16 protein-coding genes and 1 tRNA gene are annotated in these 14,258 nt (G+C 69.2%); 11 read left to right on the plus strand and 6 right to left on the minus strand.

Translation table 11 applies throughout. From position 1 onward, the window contains the following. Position 1: 1 nt before the first annotated feature. A complete protein-coding gene (locus ODJ79_RS25290; protein ID WP_263026057.1) occupies positions 2 to 1,168 on the minus strand; it encodes an RNA polymerase sigma factor in 1,167 nt (388 codons plus the stop codon). A gap of 2 nt (positions 1,169 to 1,170) precedes the next feature. Beyond that, complete coding sequence (locus tag ODJ79_RS25295) at positions 1,171 to 1,542, minus strand: YciI family protein (protein ID WP_263026058.1); 372 nt, start codon at positions 1,540 to 1,542, stop codon at positions 1,171 to 1,173. Between the two features lie 106 nt (positions 1,543 to 1,648). On the opposite strand from ODJ79_RS25295, the gene ODJ79_RS25300 reads away from it, so the two are divergent. Continuing rightward, the gene (locus ODJ79_RS25300) at positions 1,649 to 2,074 is read left to right on the plus strand and encodes a nuclear transport factor 2 family protein (RefSeq protein ID WP_263026059.1); all 426 of its coding nucleotides are present in this window, start codon (positions 1,649 to 1,651) and stop codon (positions 2,072 to 2,074) included. Positions 2,075 to 2,076: 2 nt separating this feature from the next. Here ODJ79_RS25300 and ODJ79_RS25305 read toward each other — a convergent pair whose 3' ends face one another. Continuing rightward, entirely contained in the window at positions 2,077 to 2,283 is a 207-nt protein-coding gene (locus tag ODJ79_RS25305) for a hypothetical protein (protein WP_263026060.1), read from the minus strand. A gap of 540 nt (positions 2,284 to 2,823) precedes the next feature. On the opposite strand from ODJ79_RS25305, the gene ODJ79_RS25310 reads away from it, so the two are divergent. Both ODJ79_RS25310 and ODJ79_RS25315 read left to right on the plus strand, forming a co-directional pair. After that, entirely contained in the window at positions 2,824 to 3,123 is a 300-nt protein-coding gene (locus tag ODJ79_RS25310) for a hypothetical protein (protein WP_263026061.1), read from the plus strand. A gap of 104 nt (positions 3,124 to 3,227) precedes the next feature. Further along, entirely contained in the window at positions 3,228 to 3,857 is a 630-nt protein-coding gene (locus ODJ79_RS25315) for an SMI1/KNR4 family protein (protein ID WP_263026062.1), read from the plus strand. Positions 3,858 to 3,946: 89 nt separating this feature from the next. Here the strand turns inward: ODJ79_RS25315 and ODJ79_RS25320 are convergent. Beyond that, a tRNA-Sec gene (locus ODJ79_RS25320) sits at positions 3,947 to 4,028 on the minus strand. Between the two features lie 476 nt (positions 4,029 to 4,504). Between ODJ79_RS25320 and ODJ79_RS25325 the strand changes: the two genes are divergently transcribed. Together ODJ79_RS25325 and ODJ79_RS25330 are read left to right on the plus strand one after the other, a co-directional pair. After that, entirely contained in the window at positions 4,505 to 4,729 is a 225-nt protein-coding gene (locus tag ODJ79_RS25325; protein WP_263026063.1) for a hypothetical protein, read from the plus strand. Continuing rightward, positions 4,726 to 5,721, plus strand: coding sequence for a hypothetical protein (locus ODJ79_RS25330; protein WP_263026064.1), 996 nt, complete (start codon positions 4,726 to 4,728; stop codon positions 5,719 to 5,721). Before ODJ79_RS25325 ends, ODJ79_RS25330 begins: the two co-directional genes overlap by 4 nt. A gap of 297 nt (positions 5,722 to 6,018) precedes the next feature. Here the strand turns inward: ODJ79_RS25330 and ODJ79_RS25335 are convergent, their stop codons facing one another. Then, complete coding sequence (locus tag ODJ79_RS25335) at positions 6,019 to 6,453, minus strand: hypothetical protein (RefSeq protein WP_263026065.1); 435 nt, start codon at positions 6,451 to 6,453, stop codon at positions 6,019 to 6,021. 509 nt (positions 6,454 to 6,962) lie between these two features. Between ODJ79_RS25335 and ODJ79_RS25340 the strand changes: the two genes are divergently transcribed. The 5 genes from ODJ79_RS25340 to ODJ79_RS25360 all read left to right on the plus strand — a co-directional run bounded on the left by ODJ79_RS25340 (position 6,963) and on the right by ODJ79_RS25360 (position 11,774). Further along, complete coding sequence (locus ODJ79_RS25340; RefSeq protein ID WP_263026066.1) at positions 6,963 to 7,433, plus strand: nitroreductase family deazaflavin-dependent oxidoreductase; 471 nt, start codon at positions 6,963 to 6,965, stop codon at positions 7,431 to 7,433. 72 nt (positions 7,434 to 7,505) lie between these two features. Continuing rightward, on the plus strand, positions 7,506 to 8,243 hold the full coding sequence (locus ODJ79_RS25345) for an ATP-binding protein (protein WP_263026067.1): 738 nt from the start codon (positions 7,506 to 7,508) through the stop codon (positions 8,241 to 8,243). Positions 8,244 to 8,421: 178 nt separating this feature from the next. Further along, positions 8,422 to 8,712, plus strand: a complete 291-nt coding sequence (locus tag ODJ79_RS25350) for a hypothetical protein (protein WP_263026068.1) — start codon at positions 8,422 to 8,424, stop codon at positions 8,710 to 8,712. Between the two features lie 24 nt (positions 8,713 to 8,736). Further along, positions 8,737 to 9,141, plus strand: a complete 405-nt coding sequence (locus ODJ79_RS25355) for a hypothetical protein (protein WP_263026069.1) — start codon at positions 8,737 to 8,739, stop codon at positions 9,139 to 9,141. Between the two features lie 323 nt (positions 9,142 to 9,464). Next, positions 9,465 to 11,774, plus strand: coding sequence for a glycogen debranching protein (locus ODJ79_RS25360; RefSeq protein ID WP_263026070.1), 2,310 nt, complete (start codon positions 9,465 to 9,467; stop codon positions 11,772 to 11,774). A 21-nt stretch (positions 11,775 to 11,795) separates the two neighbouring features. Here ODJ79_RS25360 and ODJ79_RS25365 read toward each other — a convergent pair whose 3' ends face one another. Then, positions 11,796 to 12,023 (minus strand): hypothetical protein, encoded by a 228-nt coding sequence (locus ODJ79_RS25365; protein WP_263026071.1) that lies wholly within the window; start codon positions 12,021 to 12,023, stop codon positions 11,796 to 11,798. A 165-nt stretch (positions 12,024 to 12,188) separates the two neighbouring features. Here ODJ79_RS25365 and ODJ79_RS25370 point away from each other — a divergent pair, with 165 nt between their 5' ends. Next, a complete protein-coding gene (locus ODJ79_RS25370) occupies positions 12,189 to 14,246 on the plus strand; it encodes a DUF4153 domain-containing protein (protein ID WP_263026072.1) in 2,058 nt (685 codons plus the stop codon). Positions 14,247 to 14,258 lie beyond the last annotated feature (12 nt).

Below are 14,258 nucleotides of genomic sequence, written 5' to 3' on the forward strand. Positions count from 1 at the left end.
TTTACGCCAGCCGGGCCGCCTGCGCCTCCAGGTATCGCCGTTCCGGCAGGCTCAGCGTCAGCCGCGCCGCGCTCCGGTACTCCGTCCGGGCCGCCGCGCGGTCGCCGGAGCGTTCCAGCAGATGCGCCCGGACCGCCGCGACCCGATAGTGCTCCAAACCCGCCGCGTCGAGCGCACGCAGCCCCACCAGCGGCCCGTCCACCTCGGCCAGCGCCACGATCCGGTTGAGGGTGACCATCGGCCCCGGCGCCAGCGACTCCAGCAGCCGGTAGAGCTCGAGGATCTGCGGCCAGTCAGTATCCGCCGCGCTAGGCGCCTCGTCGTGCACCGCCGCGATCGCCGCCTGCACCTGGAACGGCCCGATCGGAAACCGCCGCAGCGCATCGGTGATGAGCGAAACGCCCTCGGCGACGAATTCCCGGTTCCACAACGTACGGTTTTGCGCGGCCAGCGGCACCAGCCCACCGTCCGGCCGGGTGCGTGCGGGCCGCCGGGCATCGGTGAGCAGCATCAACGCCAGCAGCCCGGCCACCTCGCCGTCGGCCGGCCGCATCGCCCGCAACTGCCGGGTCAGCCGGATCGCCTCCGCACTCAACTCCACCCGGTGCAGCGCCGATCCCGAGCTCGCCGTCGACCCCTCATTGAAGATCAAATACAGGGTTTGCCGTACGCCGGGGATCCGCGCCTCCAGGTCATCGGGCAGCGTGAAGCGCGCGCCGGCGTCCCGCAGCCGCTTTTTTGCCCGGCTGACCCGCTGGCCGACCGTCTTCTCCGGGATCAGCAGCGCCCGGGCGATCTCCGCGGTGGTGAGCCCGCCGACCGCGCGCAGGGTGAGCGCCACCTGGGCCGGCGGGGTCAGGGCCGGATGGCAGCAGAGCAGCAGCAGCGTCAGCTCGTCGTCACCGCGTACGACGGGAACCGGGTCTTGGGGTAATGCCTCACGGCGGCGCCGGGCCTGCTCGTTGCGCACGGTTTCGATGAGCCGGCGGGAGGCCACCCGGATCAGCCAGGCGACCGGATTGCCGGGAATCCCGTCGGCCGGCCACTGCCGGCTGGCCGCGAGCAGCGCCTCCTGCACGGCGTCCTCGGCCGCGTCGAAGTCACCGTAGCGCCGCGCCACCGCGGCCAGAACCTGCGGCGCCGACGTGCGCAGCAGATCCTCGACCACCCTCAGAACTCCCAGCCGCTCATGTCGAGCACCGGCCGCACCTCCACCTCGGTGTACTTCGCGTCCGGCACCCGGGCCGCCCACGCCACCGCCTCGTCCAGGCCCGGGGTGTCGATCAGGTAGAACCCGGCGAGATGCTCCTTGACCTCCGCGTACGGTCCGTCCGAGCTGATCGTGTCGCCGTCCCGCACGGACACCCACTGGGCCAGGGACTGGTCGGCCAGCCCTTCCGAGGCGATCAGCACCCCCTCGTCGGCCATCCGCTCCGACAGCCGGCGGTGGTCGCGCCCGAACGCCATCCGCTCGTCGTCGGACATTTTCTCCCAGGCGGCCAGGCTGCGGGGGTTGGACTGGATCAGGATCAGATATTTCATCGGCTCGCTCCTTCGCCCACGAGGACGTGCTCATCAGCATGTCGAAACCGGGGCCGTGGCTTCGACGTACCGGCGGAAGTTTTCCTGGGAAGAGGAGGAAGCAGAGATGACCGAGCAGATCAGGAAGGTCGTCCTGGCCCGGGCCGACCGCATGTCGGCCGGCGACGTCGCCGGGATGCAAGAGCACAACGCGCCGTCGGTGATGGCCTTCACGCTGGCACCGCCGCTGGTCAGCGACCCGAACGGCCGCGACCCGAAGGGCGTCGAGGCGTGGCTGCAGGGTTTCGAGGCGCCCCCGCAGCGAACGGTCACCTCCCTCGAGATCACCGCGGACGGGGACGTGGCCTTCGCGACGAGCCTGGACTCGATGACGGCAACCCCGAAGGGCGCCACCGAACCGTTCACGCTGTGGTTCCGGGTGACGCTCGGCCTGCGCCGGATCGACGGCCACTGGCTGGTCACCCACGAGCACGAGTCCGTCCCGTTCTACATGGACGGCTCGCTGCGCGCGGCGGTCGACCTGGAGCCGTGACCTCAGCGGTCGGCCGGCCGGTCGGCGCCGTCGCAGGCGTCGTCCATCAGCTCGTCCAGGACGTCGAACAGATCGGGCCCGTCGTGCTCGACGTCGACCGTCCGGCCGACCAGGCCCATCTGGGTCGCGCACTCCCGCCCGAAGCCCTTGACCATCCGATCGGCGCGGGTCGGATGCCCGCACCGCGGACAACGTCGCATCTCCGCCATGCCCGCACGATAACGCCGTTCCGCCCGGTTCTCGCAGCTTGATCCGGAGGGCCGAGAACCGCCGAGCCGCGGTGTGCGTCCCGGACAACCTTCAGATAGTGAAAAAAGGCGCCTGATCCGCCAAAACGGTGGTGCGAACACCCGTTCGAGCAGGCTAACATCTCGGGCAAAAGGGGTCATGGCGGACCCAGGAAGTGCGCATAGGCGCGAAGGCACGGAAGCCGTGTGCCGAGGATGAAGTACATGCCTCAGAAGGCTAGGGAAGCGGCGGTCATTGCCGCGAGCGGTGCGGGTGTCGCGGCCGTGCTGTATGCGATCGGCCCGCAGAGCATGTCCCCGGTGATCGCCGTGTTCGGCCTCAGCGTGCTGCTGGCACTCGGGCTGGTATGCCTGTGCCTGCGGCCAGGCTGTGCCCGGGGAACCATTCCGTCGCAACGCCGCCACCGAGCGCGGCGCGGAACCGGCCCCGCGAAGTCCCCACCCCCGAGGTCGGGCACCGACGGTCGCCGGAAGGGCCGTGCGTGAGGTGCACTGGCAACCATGGATAGGTTCGAAGGGCCCTGCCGGCTGGACTGGTGGGCGAACTCCTCCACCAACCTCGGCGGCTGCGAGATCGCGGTCGTGATCACGCCGACCGAAACCGGTTGGGACGCCCACGGTCATCTGATCAGCGACGACGAGGACGAGCGCGACGAGTTCGCGTTCCTCTGCGACCTCGACCCCGTCTTCACGCTGCGATTCGCCGACGAGAGCACCGTCGCCGTCACCGTGCACCCCGCCGACGACCCCCGCCGGTTCACGCTGACCGAGTACACCGGGCCGGTCCACCGACCTTCCTGACCATGGGGTGTCGGCCGCTCCGACTATTGTCGAGCCTCTCGTCGAGAGGGGCACCGGTGGAGCCACAAACGTATTGGTCAGGCGTCCGAGATCGTGTCATCGCGATGGAACAGGCCCAGCAGCGCGCCTGGGGCCGACCTCCATTGCGGTATCGCCTCTTCGAGCCGGTCCTGACCGCCGAGGAGGTCGCCGAAGTCGAAGCCCAGTGCGGCGTGACGCTCCCGGAGGACTACCGCACCTTCCTGATGGAGGTCGAGGCCGGTGGCCCCGGACCGGCACTGGAGTTGACCACGCTGAAGCGGATCGACGGCACGTGGGGCTGGGTCTGGGATCACGACGAGAAGAACCCGTGGCTGCTGGACGCCGGCGGGCCGTTCGTGGAGACCGACGGCTGGGCAGATCAGCAGTTGGCGACTCTCCGAACTGCCGGCCACGAGCCCGCCCGCCGTGACGACGAGCACGACTACTTCGACGACTACGTCGCCGTGTTCGGCGACCAGGGCGAGGAAGCCTGGCATCGGGAGCGCGGTCGGGGCGCGATCCACATCAGCGACAACGGCTGCGGAATGACCGGCTGGCTCGTCATCGTCGGCCCGCACCGGGGGGAAGTGCGCGACCGTGACTGCGCCCTGAACCCCCCGTTCGATCCCTACCTCGACGCGAACGGCAACCGCCACACCTTCGGCACCTGGTATCTGCAGTGGCTGGAAAAGCACGAAGCCGAGTACAGCTGATCGACGAGCCGCGCCGGCGCGTGCCCACGGTCGCCGAGTCCGCCCGTCGGCGGTGCTGTTTGCGCCGGCGGGCGGGGTCTGGCTGATCAGCGGAGGCGGACGGGAATCGAACCCGCCTGACAGAGATGCCGGGTCACAACAGTTTTGAAGACCGGGATCCGCACCGCTTCCTAGCTGCGCAAACACTCTCCGGTGGGGCCAGGTTGCCGCCGATTTGCCGTCGGGCGCCCGCGCGGCGGCTGCTACGCGTGCCGGCCGGCGGCATGCGAGTGACCGACCGTCAGACCGGCGACAACCGGGACCGCAACCAAGGTCAACCCAGCTTGGGGCATTGGGTTCCGCCTTATTTTCCCAGGTCAAGGCCAGTTGGTCGCCCACTCTGACGGAGTCTGAGCGAACCCGGCGGAGGCTTCCGAACCCCACTTTCGCCCTCGCCCCGCCCCCAGCGGCCGAGGCTCCCGCTAGCTAGGCTGTCCTGCTGGTGCAGAAACCCCGGGGCCGACGCACAGCGATGAGCGCATCGACTTCGTCATGCATGCCACAGGCGATCCCCGGCGGGAGATCAACCTCGCGCAGCTCCCGGTTAGCTCTGTAGGTCGAAGACGACCCGGCCGCGCGATCGGAGACGAACGATCGGAGACGAAGAGGTGAGTTTCGCGCAGGAGCTCCTGCATCGCGACCACGAGATTGACTGCCCCGAGTGCGAGTACCCCATCTGGGTGCTGTGGTCGGAGATCGTTGCCCAGACCACGATCCGGTGTCCGTGCTGCCGACGTCGCGTCCGGCTGGTCGACGCCACTGGCAGCGTCCAGAACCTCGGTGCCAACATCGACGCGCAGCTCGACCAGATCTTCGGAGGCTTGTCCCAGTGAGATACCAGCAGGATCTTCAGGTGAAGCTGCGCCAGCGGTTGCGCAGGCTCATGACCGCCGGCTTCGGCGCGGCGTCACACGAGGTGCGCCTGGCCGTCGATTGGATCGAGAGCCAGCCGGCACTGCGCACCATCCTCGCCGAGGCTGCCCTGGCCGAGCCCAACCTCGACTTCGAGGCGTTCCACCAGAGCTTCGCCAACTTGCGTGGCCACCTCACCTGGCCCAGCCGGACGGAGGAGGGACGGGCCACCCTCGTCTGGGACCTGATGAAGCGCCACGCCGCCGCCGACAGGGCCGGCTCGGGCGAGGCACTCACCATGCACTACGCGCACGGCACCGGCTTCAGCGTAAACAACCTGTCCGCGATGTGGCAGACGTTCCCCGAGCAGGTGATCCAGCCGCTGATCGACTTCCTCGAAGAACGCGTCGGTGACGAAAGCAGCGTGCTGTTCGTGCTGGAGCGGTACGTGCGCACCATCGAGTGGTTCGACCGCGACAAGCTCTACGCCGACTTCGAGGCGGACAGGGCCAACGGGGAGGAGGTCTACAACCTCAACCTGCAGCGGTCCCTGTTCCAGGAGGGCGGGTACATCACGCACGCCAAGGCCCGCTCCGCATCCGGGGAGGCCGACCTGATCGGCGGGCTGGACACCGACGACCCCCTGGTCTGCGAGGGCAAGCTGTTCGACAGCCGCGGCAAGTCCTACCTCGCCCGCGGCTTCCACCAGGTCATCAAGTACGCCCACGACTACAACCAGAGCGTCGCCTACCTGGTGGTGTTCAACCTGACCGACCGGCTGCTGCAGTTCCCCACCGACGGGCCCGCCGGAGCCTGGCCGCCCTACATTGAGATGGCCGGCGTCCGCGTCTACTTCATCGGTATCCGGGCACTCCCGCCAGCTGCGACGGCGAGCAAGGCCGGCAAGGCCACTACCGTCACGCTTACCCGGGACGACCTGGCCAACCCCGATCCTGCTCTGCCGGGCGCGTAGCGGGGGCGCCCATCGTCGACCCGCCACCAGCACCGAGACGGCGGTCGCCGCAGTCCGGCGTATATCGGCGCCTCGACGGTAAGACGCTGGCGGGAACCGGCTCACTCCGGTGTCAACAACGTCATGACCTAATACAGCTTGGGCCCGCCCTTCAGCGATCCGGCGGCTTCGTGGCGTGGGACTTGTCCATCTCGCGCCATTCGCCAGGCCCAGCGGCCTCCATGAGTCTCGCGACCATGGCCCTGGCTTCCTCCTCGGTGTCGAACTCTCCCGGCGTGGGCTGCTGCTTGCAACGGGCTAACGCTTGCCCGACCGTCTCGATCCGCCGTAGAGGTGGACTCGGTGGTCAACGTCGTAGTCCGGCTCGCGGGAGATGAACCCGTCCGATTTCACCTCGCCATTGGCTACAAGAATCAGCCAGTCCTCGTAGTACCAGCTCGGATTACACGCACAGGTGGTGACGGTGAACCGGAAGTTCGCCCGGTATCGGCCCACCTGACCTGGCTCGAGCGCGAAAAGACGGCCGGGGCCGCTCAGCCGCGGGTAGGCGGCCCAGCCCGGCAACCGGTCGACGACCAGGACCGAGCCCTCCGCCGACAACCACAGGTCGAGGTCACGAGCTCGATCCGGGCCGCCAGTGACCATGTCGTCGTGACGCGCATACCGGGCTGCCTCATCAGCGAGCACCTCATGGATGACCACACCATCGGTCGGAGTCGCCGTCGGCAGCATCGCCGGCCGACATAGGCCTCGGCGGGCGTCCGCGTGCGGCGCTCCGCGTGCGGCCGCACTCCACCGCACCCGTACCCGTTGGATGGTGATCACGACTCACCCTGACCGAGAGACCGCAGCATGGCCAGCCATTTTCCGGTCTGCCGCCGGCGCACGATACGTTTCCATCCGCGGTCAGTCGTCGAACTCGAACCCGCGGCTGCGGGCAAGCTCCATCACCTGCCGCAGGCGCGCTTCGTCAGCCGCGATCGCGCGGAGCCGGGTGGCCAGGTCGTCGAGCACGGCTCGATCGCTGCTGTGGGCGAGAAACGCATCTGCTCCCGAATCGGTCCAGAAACGGCCATCAAGCGCGGGAGCCTCGGCATCGGCAAGCGGCGGCGACCCGTTTCCTGCTCGCCCATGCCTACGACGTCGGATTTGGGCATTGATGCCATGGAGGCGGGAGTTGCGCTTCGCGAGACTGCGGAAGGGATTTCGTCCCGGGTCCGCCAGTCGGTTGGCTCTTGGCAATGGAACATCAAGGCTCGACCGTGAGAGGCGGCAACATCCGGCGGCATTTCGTCTCACGGCAGGTGTTCATGCCATTCCCGCGGACACTGACCAAGGGCCTGCGCGGTCCGATGAATCGGATGATGCTGCGTCTCGCCGGTCACGCTGCCTTCGCGGACCTCGAGCACATCGGGCGCCGCTCCGGGCAGGTGTACCACACCCCGGTCCGAGCGTTCCGGGTGAGAGACACAGTGGTCATCGGTCTTAACTTCGGTCGCCGCTCGGACTGGTTCAAGAACGTGACGAAAGCCGGAAGCGCTCGGGTTCGGCTCGGCCGGGAATGTCTCGATCTGGGCGTCCCGCGCGTCGTCCCGGCCGAGATCGGAACGCGAGAGATCCCGCGGCTCTTTCGCTACGGGTTACGCTATGTCGCTCGCACAAAGGAATGCGTAGTGCTACCCATCACGATGAGCCGGCCGCTCTCCGGTTGACCGCACCGCCCCTGGCACGCACCGGCTCGTGTTGCGGATAGCGGATTGTGCAGAGACACGAGACGATGGGTCATGGCACCGCTCGAGTGCGTTGCACAGCAGATCGGTGACCGGGTGCTGGTGCGGTTGTCCGGGGAGCTGACTTTGGCCGGCGCTCCGCAGGTGCGGGCGGCGCTGGTGAAGGCGCTGGCGCAGCGGCCGGAAGCGGTGATCGCCGACCTGACCGGCCTGCGGGTACGCGAGCCGCACGTGCTGACGGTGTTCTCGGCGATGGCCCGGCAGGCCGCGATGTGGCCCGGCACCCCGCTGCTGGTCTGTACTCCGGACGAGCACACGGCGCGGCTGCTCACCCGGGGTATGCGGCTGCCGGTGTTCGGCTCGGTCGAGCAGGCCCTGGCGTCCCCGGCCCACCGCCGGACCATGTTGATCCACGACACGCTGCTGCCGGTCGCCGGGGCCGCGGCGGCCCGGGCGCGAGAGCTGGCCACCGAGGCCTGCGTCCGCTGGGAACTGCCGCACCTGCTCAGCCCGGCCCGCGTGATCGCGAGTGAGCTGGCCACCAACGCGGCAGTGCATGCCGGCACCCTGGCCGCGATCCGGTTCTCGGTCGGCCGCCGCTTCCTGCTGATCAGCGTACGCGACGGATCCACCGCCCCACCGCGCCTCGATCCGCGACCACCGCGGAATCCCCAGGCCGGGTGGGGCCTGATGCTGGTAGACGCGACCGCGCACCGATGGGGCTGCCACCCGCGCGAGGACGGCAAGGTGGTCTGGGCCAGCCTCAGGCTCCGGGACCCACTTACCGCCTGACCTCCGCGGCCTGGACATGGGCTCCAGGCGGCACAGGCGGCTGCGCCGCCCGCCACGACGATCGCGCATGCCTAGGGCTCTTCGGCCCTGGCGCACTGCCCGACTCTGTGGGCATGGTGACCAGGGCCACGTCGCGGTGGTCCCCTTGGAGTCGTTCGGTATAGCTGGGCAGGCAGCCATGAGACGTGATCAGTTGCCGTTCCTGCCGTCCGATCCTGACCATTCCGGGCACCAGACCAGCACGCGCGAGCAAACGGTCACCGTGTTGGGTGACTTCGACACCGCCCTGGCCGAGATCACGGTGCACGGTCGCTGGAACCCCGGACCGAAGACCACCGTCGCTGCCGTTCCGTGCACCTGCTTGGCCAGCCGGCCCGCGGGCATCATCGTCGACCTGCACGATCTCACCGACCCGGCCGGCACCGCGCCGCCACACCGAAAGCCCCGCTCACCCGAGCGGCATGGCTGACCACCCGAACCGAGCCGGTGCCGGATGACCGCCGACGAACACACCAGACACCAGCGCGGACAGCAGGCCCGTGATCGCGCCGAACAGGCCCGTCACCGCATCGCCGAACTCGCCGCACGCCGCGCCCAACTCGCCGCACAGATCACCAGACGCAGCGGATCAACCCCCCAGCAGGTCCGCGCCGCGCAGGACAGCCTCGCCCGGGCACAGCAGGCCGCAGCCCTCGCCGCCGACCTCGTGGCGACAGCCCACATCGCCGCGGCCGAAGCCCATGAACACGCCGCCGCCCTGCACGAACGCCTCGCCGAAGCCGGCGCCGGCGACACCGGCGAACAGCTGCGCCGGGCCGCCGCACACCGCCACGCCGCACACGAAGACCAGCTGGCCGCCACCACCCCGCCCTGCCCCGTGCCAATCACCCATGGTTGAGAAGCCCGTCATCGAGATCTTCCCGGCCGGCGCCTACGGCGAAACGAGTGCAGCGCCGGTCGCGGCGTTCGGGGGCCGGACCAACTTTGCCCACGATGGAACCCGGGCCGCCCGGCAATCCACAGAACCCGAGTAGTCGCCTGACCAGGATGCCGGGGTCACAAGGGTGCCTCGCATCGCCGGGCGGACGCCCGGCGCAGCCTGCAATCCATTGACTCCGATGAAACATGCTTGTAACTTCTTTCACATCTGTCATCCCTTTGCAAAGCGCTCCACCTCGACCGATCTGCGAATACCTCCCTCCTCGTAGTCGGGAGTCCGCCATGCGCCGACTGCTCTGCGCTCTCTGTACGCCGCTGCTAGTGCTGGCCGGGTTGGCCCTGCTGCCCACCACCCCCGCCCACGCCGGCATCGACGGCCAGCGCCTCGGTGCACGCTTCGACGGCACCGGCGCCAACGTCACATTCCGCGTCTTCTCCGCGCACGCCACCCGCATCGCGGTCTTCGTCTACGCCGCCGCGACCGGTCAGCAGGAGAAGGCGTCCTATGTGCTCACCAGAGACGCCGCGAACGTCTGGTCGGCGACGATCAGCGTCGCGACCCTGCGCTCGGCGGGCGTGCCCACGACGATCTACTACGGCTACCGGGCGTGGGGCCCGAACTGGCCGTACGATCCGGCTTGGACCAAGGGATCGCAGACCGGGTTCGTCGCCGACGTCGACGCCGCTGGAAACCGTTTCAATCCCAACAAGCTCTTGCTCGACCCGTACGCGCGGGAGATCAGCCACGACACCGCGATCCCGGATGCGGCGGCGACCGACTACAACACCGGATCGGCCCGGCGGGGAGCCGACACGGGCACCATCGCGCCGAAGGGCATCGTGCTCGCGGCCGACCCCACCGGGACGGGCACGAAACCGACCCGGGCGTTCAAGGACGACGTCACGTACGAGGTGAACCTGCGCGGCCTCACCAGGAACGACTCCGCCGTCCCGGCGGGGGTGCGGGGCACCTATGCGGGCGCCGCACTCAAGGCCGGCTACCTGTCCTCGCTCGGCATCACGGCGGTCGAGTTCCTGCCCCTGCAGGAGACCCAGAACGACAGCAACGACATCAACCCCACGAGTACGAGCGGCGACAACTACTGGGGCTACCAGACGCTGAACTACTTCGCCCCGGACCGGCGCTACTCGTCGGACACCTCGGCCGGTGGACCGACCCGTGAGTTCAAGGCCATGGTGAAGGCGTTCCATGACGCCGGGATCAAGGTCTTCGTCGATGTCGTCTACAACCACACCGCGGAGGGCGGCCGGGTCGATCCGGCCGACAAGACGGTCTACCACATCTTCTCCTGGCGAGGCCTGGACAACCCGACGTACTACTCGCTCACCAGCGACCATCAGGGCGAGATGGATGTGACCGGTCTGGGGCACACCTTCAACACGTTCAACCCGGTCGCCCAGGACCTGATCGTCGACTCGGTCGCGTACTGGAAGAACGACCTCGGCGTGGACGGCTTCCGGTTCGACCTCGCCACCGTCCTCGGCAACACCTGCCAGCACGGCTGCTACAGCTACGGCCGCACGAACTCGGCGACGGCGCTCAACCGCCTCACCGCCGAGATGCCGGCCCGCCCGGGCGGCGGCGGCAGCGGCGTGGACTGGATCGCCGAGCCGTGGGCCGTCGGGTCCGGCACCTATCAGGTCGGCAACCTGCCGCCCGGGTGGTCGGAATGGAACGGCATCTTCCGCGACACGCTGCGGGCCGACCAGAACCAGCTCGGCGTCGCCACGGTCACCCCCGGCGACCTGGCGACCCGCTTCGCCGGCTCGTCGGACCTCTATGCCGACGACGGCCGCAAGCCGTGGAACTCCATCGACATCATGGTGGTGCACGACGGTTTCACGCTCAAGGACCTCTACAGCTGCAACACCAAGAACAACAACCAGGCCTGGCCGTACGGTCCGTCCGACGGCGGCAGCGACGACAACAAGTCCTGGGATCAGGGCAACGTCGCCGCCGACCAGCGCAAGGCGGCACGCAACGGGCTCGCCTTCCTCATGCTCTCCGGCGGCACCCCGCTCATCACCGGCGGCGACGAGATGCTGCGTTCCCTCAACTGCAACAACAACCCGTACAACGTGGACAGCTCGGCGAACTGGCTGAACTGGTCGCTGACCACCGACCAGACGAACTTCTTGAAGTACGCCCAGCGGATGATCGCCTTCCGGAAGGCGCATGCCGCGCTACGGCCGCTGAACTTCTACGCGGCCGGCGACGGCAACGGCAACGGCCTGGGTCAACTCGACTGGTTCACCCCCGCCGGGGCGGCACCGGACGCCGCGTACTGGGGCAACGGCAACAACCACGCCCTCGCGTGGCGCTACGACGGCACCGAGCTGGGCGACACCGCCGCCGCCCTCTATGTGGGGTACAACGGCTGGTCGGGCGACGTGACCTTCACGCTTCCGGCGCCCCCGGCGGGAAAGTCCTGGTACCGGGTCACCGACACGTCGGCCTGGGCGGAAGGCCCCGACCAGGTCGCCAGCCCCGGCTCGGAGGTCGCCCTCGGCGGACAGGGCACCACCTACGTGCTGCACGGCCGCGCGGTGTTGCTGCTGATCGCCAAGTGAGGGCGGGGCCGGCTATCGCGCTCAGCGAACCGAACCACTCCCGTTGTGGATGACCGGGCAGCGGACCAGTCGCAGGATCAGATCCAGATGCCCGGACAGCACCGACGACGCCTGCTTCGGCCAGGCCGTTACGGGGCCCGCGTCGGCCTGGCCGGTGCGCAGCGCCTGCGTCGCCACTGCCGTCAGCGGCATGGCCAAGACCATGACGACAACCGCCGGTAGACCGGCGACCAAGAGGGCCTTGCGCATCGATGCTCCTGTCCGAGAACGTCCGGGATGATGATCTTACCGAGCCGGCGCCTCCCCTATCCGTGCCAATCCGGTCGGCCGTCGCGGCGATACGGACCCGTCCCGGCGTACACATGCCGTGCGCACGGCTTACTGTGTGCGCACTGAGCGACCTAGGAGGGTGTAGTGGCCGACCTGCCATCAGCGCAGTCCGATCCCCCGGACACGACCGAAGACGCCCCGGTGCCGGCACCCCAACTGCTGGTCATGCCGCCTACCGACGTGATCCCGTCGATGGTCTGGCCGGGAACCGACGGCGAAACGGCATGGGCGATCCCGGTGCAAATTCCATCTGGTACGCGGGGGTACGCCCTTTTCGTGCCGATGATCCCGGCGCAGGCCGTCACCAAGCCGGCCGATCACCCTGAGAAAGTCGTGGCCACGCCGGCCGCGGTCGCCCCGACGCCGACCCCGGTCACTCCGAAGCCGGCCGCGGTCGCTCCGAAGCCGGCCGAGACCGCGCCGCCCGGGCCGGCCGAGAGCGCGCCGCCCGGGCCGGCCGAGAGCGCGCCGCCCGGGCCGGCCGAGAGCGCGGCGCCGAAGCCGGCCGTGAGCGCGATGCCGGAGCCCCCGGTGATCCCGCAGCCGAACCCCCGAGCGCTGGCCGCTCAGGCGCCGCCGCAGCCATATGCGGCCCCGTACCCGATGCGCCCGTTCGGCACGTACGAGCGGATGGAAACCCCCTGGCAGAAGTTCCGCAAGAAGCATTGGCCCGGACCGAAGGAGGCCCAGGGCTGGGCCGTCCCGGCCGGCGTGCTCGGCGGTGCCCTCGGTTTCCTGTTCTTCCTGCCGTTGAACCGGGTGGGTATCGGCTGGTTCCTCGGCTGGCTCGCACTGACGCTGGGCGTGGCGTACGCCGTCCGGAGGTCCACCGACCTGCCGCGCCGGGAGCGGCTGGTCCGGTCCGGCTGGGCCGCGGCGGCGCTCGCCCTGCTGCTCATCCTGGCGTTCCGCAACGCGTGGTGGCTGGTGACGTTCAGCGTGCTGGGCGCGATCGGCTGCACCGCGCTGGCGTTCGTCGGCGGCCGGCGGGTCCGGTCTATCCTGTTCAGCCTGGTCGCCGCCACCTGGGCGGCATTCGCCGGCATCCCGTGGGTCCGAAAGCACCTGAAAACCAGCCGCAACCCGGGAATCGCCCGGCGGGCCTTCTTCTCCGTCGCCCTCACCGTCGTGGTGCTGCTCGTCTTCGGCGCGCTGCTGTCGTCGGCCGACTTCGCGTTCTCCAAGCTGCTGGACGACGTCGTCCCCGATTTCGCGATCGCGTCGGTCTTCCAGTGGATCTTCCTGGCCGCGGCCGGCGGCCTGCTGGCCGTCTCCGGGATCTACACGCTGTCCGCGCCGCCGGTGACGTCCGGCCTGGACACCGAGGGCAAGGGCCGGCTCGGCCTGATCGAGTGGGCGCCGGCCTGCGCCGCGCTCGTGTTGCTCTTCGCCGGTTTCGTGGCGGTGCAGTTCACCGTCCTGTTCGGTGGACGCCGGCACGTGCTGGAGACGGCCGGCCTGAGCTACTCGCAGTACGCCCGGAGCGGCTTCTGGCAGTTGGTCGCGGTCACGCTGCTGTCGCTGGCGCTGATCGCGAGCCTGGCCCGCTGGGCGAAACGGGACCAGAAGGTGGAGCGGGTGCTGCTGCGCGTACTCCTGGGTCTGCTCTGCGCCCTGAGCGTCGTCATCGTGGCGTCCGCGCTCTCCCGGATGTGGGAGTACCAGCGGGTCTACAGCTTCACCGGTGAGCGGATCTTCGTGATGTCGTCGGAGATGCTGCTCGGCGTGATCTTCGTGATGATCGCGGTCGCCGGCATCAAGTGGCAGGGCAAGTGGATCCCCGGCACCACCGTCGCGCTCGCCGTGCTGATGCTGCTCGGTCTCGCCGCCCTCGACCCCGAGGGCTACGTGGCCAGCCGCAACGCGGCCCGTTACGCCGGTTCCGGCAAGATCGACGCCTGGTACCTGCGGGCCCTCTCCGCCGACGCGACTCCCGCTCTGACCAAACTTCCCGATCCCGTACGCCGTTGCACGCTCAGCTGGATCGCGGAGGACCTGAAGAAGCCCGACCCCTGGTACGCGTGGAACCTCGGCCGGCAACGCGCTCGCGAAGCCCTCGACGAGCTCGGCCCCGCCGCGATCGGCAACCAGAAGGACTGCCGCTCCGCCGACCAGTTCGATCTGCCCAAGACCCGCAGGTGAGGTGGTGGGTGC

The organism is Actinoplanes sp. KI2, from assembly GCF_025630775.1.
Lineage (GTDB): Bacteria > Actinomycetota > Actinomycetes > Mycobacteriales > Micromonosporaceae > Actinoplanes.

What these genes read in the sequence shown, in the direction of transcription:
- ODJ79_RS25295 (WP_263026058.1), bottom strand. Translation starts at nt 1,542, where the DNA reads ATGAAATATCTGATCCTGATCCAGTCCAACCCCCGCAGCCTGGCCGCC.
- ODJ79_RS25300 (WP_263026059.1), top strand. Translation starts at nt 1,649, where the DNA reads ATGACCGAGCAGATCAGGAAGGTCGTCCTGGCCCGGGCCGACCGCATG.
- ODJ79_RS25305 (WP_263026060.1), bottom strand. Translation starts at nt 2,283, where the DNA reads ATGGCGGAGATGCGACGTTGTCCGCGGTGCGGGCATCCGACCCGCGCC.
- ODJ79_RS25310 (WP_263026061.1), top strand. Translation starts at nt 2,824, where the DNA reads ATGGATAGGTTCGAAGGGCCCTGCCGGCTGGACTGGTGGGCGAACTCC.
- ODJ79_RS25315 (WP_263026062.1), top strand. Translation starts at nt 3,228, where the DNA reads ATGGAACAGGCCCAGCAGCGCGCCTGGGGCCGACCTCCATTGCGGTAT.
- ODJ79_RS25335 (WP_263026065.1), bottom strand. Translation starts at nt 6,453, where the DNA reads ATGCTGCCGACGGCGACTCCGACCGATGGTGTGGTCATCCATGAGGTG.
- ODJ79_RS25340 (WP_263026066.1), top strand. Translation starts at nt 6,963, where the DNA reads ATGGAACATCAAGGCTCGACCGTGAGAGGCGGCAACATCCGGCGGCAT.
- ODJ79_RS25345 (WP_263026067.1), top strand. Translation starts at nt 7,506, where the DNA reads ATGGCACCGCTCGAGTGCGTTGCACAGCAGATCGGTGACCGGGTGCTG.
- ODJ79_RS25350 (WP_263026068.1), top strand. Translation starts at nt 8,422, where the DNA reads ATGAGACGTGATCAGTTGCCGTTCCTGCCGTCCGATCCTGACCATTCC.
- ODJ79_RS25355 (WP_263026069.1), top strand. Translation starts at nt 8,737, where the DNA reads ATGACCGCCGACGAACACACCAGACACCAGCGCGGACAGCAGGCCCGT.
- ODJ79_RS25360 (WP_263026070.1), top strand. Translation starts at nt 9,465, where the DNA reads ATGCGCCGACTGCTCTGCGCTCTCTGTACGCCGCTGCTAGTGCTGGCC.
- ODJ79_RS25365 (WP_263026071.1), bottom strand. Translation starts at nt 12,023, where the DNA reads ATGCGCAAGGCCCTCTTGGTCGCCGGTCTACCGGCGGTTGTCGTCATG.